This is a genomic window from Pseudomonas tremae, from assembly GCF_001401155.1.
Lineage (GTDB): Bacteria > Pseudomonadota > Gammaproteobacteria > Pseudomonadales > Pseudomonadaceae > Aquipseudomonas > Aquipseudomonas tremae.
The window spans coordinates 1-273 of record NZ_LJRO01000292.1; the positions used below are offsets into that span (position 1 = coordinate 1).

The 273-nt window shown below is 54.9% G+C and carries 1 pseudogene; it reads left to right on the forward strand.

The features are described 5' to 3' along the window. Positions 1-221, forward strand: a pseudogene (gene araG / locus ALO43_RS16820) (L-arabinose ABC transporter ATP-binding protein AraG); the annotation flags it as partial. Positions 222-273 lie beyond the last annotated feature (52 nt).

The window sequence follows — 273 nt, forward strand, 5'->3', positions numbered from 1 at the left end:
GGATTGACGTCGGTGCCAAGTCCGAGATCTACGAGATCATTCACAACCTGGCCGCCGACGGGATTGCGGTCATTGTGGTGTCCAGTGACCTGATGGAAGTCATGGGTATTTCCGACCGCATTCTGGTGATGAGCGAAGGCGCGATCACTGGTGAACTCAACCGCGATGAGGCTGATGAATCGCGACTCCTGCAATTGGCTCTGCCTCGCACGCGCAGCTGATAACCGGTCCCCTGACCATGAACAACAATAAAGAGGTGCATATGTCTACCGA